Below are 2,438 nucleotides of genomic sequence, written 5' to 3'. Positions count from 1 at the left end.
GGCGATCTTGCCTAGCCTGGTTATTGCGGCCGCACTCTGAACCAGCTACTAGCACTATGCCAGCCACGACTTGGCTGGCCACTGCTTAAAATTTACGAGGAAAGAATACCGCACTTTCCTCAACTATTTTCCATCTTACTGGCACCCCAAAAGATAACTCCGGACTGCCCTCTTCTACTGAAACAGACCGAACACTCTAAGAACGGAACTGACTGAATAGCAACCGGCCCAATTGGCCCAATATTGGAAGCTATTTTGCGGCACTAAATTTTCAGCAACCACTGAAAACAAAAAAATACCGACCGGCACCATAACGCCCGCAACAGGGGCGACCAATGCTGTGCACATTTTGTGCGAAACTGGGAGCGCAGCGACCCGCACAAAATGTGCATAGCGTTGGGCGTCCCGCGGAGGCCCGAAGGGCCGTAGCAAACTGCTTGCGCTTGTTATGTTTTGATACCGCTCACAAGCGATTTCCCTTGGCGAGGGACCGCAGCACCCTCCACTTTGGAGCTACGAAAAAAGGACTAACAAAGATAAATGTGTAAAGCCAGACTTTAAACCCTATCCAAGCACTTCCGTACTCTAGCCCTTTAAATACTCCGATTAAGACGCAGCATATAAAAGGAAAAACCAATGATCCGATCAAGACCTGAAAAAATTGCTGCTTAAACATTCAATGCCACTTGATTCAGGAAACATAACGTTGCTAGCAGGGGCAGCCGGAGCGTAGCGTAGGCTGTCCAGCCCGGGGCCCCGCAGGGGCCCTGGGCGATCCTGCCTAGCCTGGTTATGGCTGGCGCACTCCAAACTACCTACTAGCACTCTGCCAGCCACGGCTTGGCTGGCCACTGCCAAAATTTACGAGGAAAGAATACCGCACTTTCCCCAACTCATTTTTTCTTACTGGCACTCCACAAGATTACTCAGGAGCACCCTCTTTCACTTAACCAGAACGAACGCTCTAGGAACGAACTTGATTGAATAGCAACCGGCCAAACTGGCTCAATGTTGGAAGCTATTTTGCGGCACTAAATTTTAGCAACCACTGAAAACAAAAAAATACCGACCGGCACCATAACGCCCGCAACAGGGGCGACCAATGCTGTGTATATTTTGTGCGAAACTGGGGAGCGCAGCGACCCGCACAAAATGTGCATAGCGTTGGGCGTCCCGCGGAGGCCCAAAGGGCCGGAGCATCTTGCTTGCGCTTGTTAATTTAATTGGCACCTAGCTCCGCCAAAAGCGCATTATAGTTATCGCAATTTTTCCCCTGCCTTTGCAGGGACACCACCAATAGATCAACCGTTTGCTCTGGCAAGCGTGACACCTGCTCTTCGGATGATTGAATAATCGAAATTAGTGAGCATAAATCATTATTCATTGTCTTAATTCCCGACTGCACTCCTTCGTCGGAGATTTGATTTAGAGTGCCGGAAAGCCCCATAAGTTGATGAGCATACATATCCAGCTCACTGATCTCTAAGACTTTACCACTTATGAAGAGTCCAACCACCAACCCGAAAGAAAACAATGAAATGGACGTAACTATTTGAAGAATTGTTCGCTTCATACAATAAATTAACGCCGCTAGCAGGGGCAGCCGGAGCGCAGCGTAGGCTGTCCAGCCCGAGGCCCCGCAGGGGCCTTGGGCGATCCTGCCTAGCCTGGTTATGGCTGACGCACTCGGAACCTACTACTTGCACTTTGCCAGCCACGGCTTGGCTGGCCACTGCCTAAATTTACGAGGAAATAATACCGCACTTCCCCCAGCGATTTTTTCTCTTACTGGCACTCCAAGAGATTACTCTGGACTGCCCTCTTCTGCCGAACCGGAACGAACACTCTAGGAACGAACATGATTGAATAGCAACCGGCCAAATTGGCACAATGTTGGATGCTATTTTTCGGCACTGATTTTTCAGCAACCTCGAAAAAATAAAAAATACCGACCGGCACCATAACGCCGCTAGCAGGGGCAGCCGGAGCGCAGCGTAGGCTGTCCAGCCCGAGGCCCCGCAGGGGCCTTGGGCGATCCTGCCTAGCCTGGTTATGGCTGGCGCACTCCGGACTACCTACTAGCACTTTGCCAGCCACGGCTTGGCTGGCCACTGCCTAAATTTACGAGGAAAGAATACCTCACCTTCCCCAACTATTTTTTATCTTACTGGCACTCCATAAGATTACTCAGGAATACCCTCTTCTACTTAACCAGAACGAACGCTCTAGGAACGAACTTGATTGAATAGCAACCGGCCAAATTGGCTCAATATTGGAAGCTATTTTGTGGCACTGAATTTTCAGCAACCTCGAAAAACTAAAAATACCGACCGGCACCATAACGCCGCTAGCAGGGGCAGCCGAAGCGCAGCGTAGGCTGTCCAGCCCGGGGCCCCGCAGGGGCCTTGGGCGATCCTGCCTAGCCTGGTTATGGCTGA

General features: G+C 50.8%; 1 protein-coding gene. It reads right to left on the bottom strand.

What is annotated here, in order from left to right; all coding sequences use genetic code 11:
• Positions 1 to 1,219: 1,219 nt before the first annotated feature.
• Positions 1,220 to 1,573, bottom strand: a complete 354-nt coding sequence (locus LCM31_RS16220) for a hypothetical protein (RefSeq protein ID WP_224871799.1) — start codon at positions 1,571 to 1,573, stop codon at positions 1,220 to 1,222.
• Between the last annotated feature and the right edge of the window lie 865 nt (positions 1,574 to 2,438).

It is taken from the genome of Microbulbifer agarilyticus, from assembly GCF_020171345.1.
GTDB lineage: Bacteria > Pseudomonadota > Gammaproteobacteria > Pseudomonadales > Cellvibrionaceae > Microbulbifer > Microbulbifer agarilyticus_D.
The sequence above is the reverse complement of the archived record's forward strand: the minus strand, read 5'-3'. Positions and strand labels throughout refer to the sequence as shown.